This window comes from Photobacterium sp. R1 (assembly GCF_054600795.1).
The window spans coordinates 1-264 of sequence record NZ_BAAHZP010000629.1; the positions used below are offsets into that span (position 1 = coordinate 1).

Here is a 264-nt window from a genome sequence, read left to right on the forward strand (position 1 = left end):
TGGTCTGGTGGCGTTCGCAGCGGCAACCGGTGTGATGCCGCTGGATATGCCAGAGTCTATCCTGGTGCGCTTCAAGGGTGAAATGCAAGAAGGTATCACGCTGCGTGATCTGGTGCATGCCATCCCTTACTACGGTATCAAGCAAGGTCTGCTGACCGTAGAGAAAGCCGGCAAGATCAACGAATTCTCCGGCCGCGTACTGGAAATTGAAGGTGTTGAGCACCTGACGGTTGAGCAGGCATTCGAGCTGTCTGATGCCTCGGC

The 264-nt window shown here is 55.7% G+C and carries 1 pseudogene; it reads left to right on the plus strand.

Annotation, left to right across the window (positions count from 1 at the left end):
• Positions 1–264: pseudogene (locus ACYP03_RS26580) on the plus strand (bifunctional aconitate hydratase 2/2-methylisocitrate dehydratase); the annotation flags it as partial.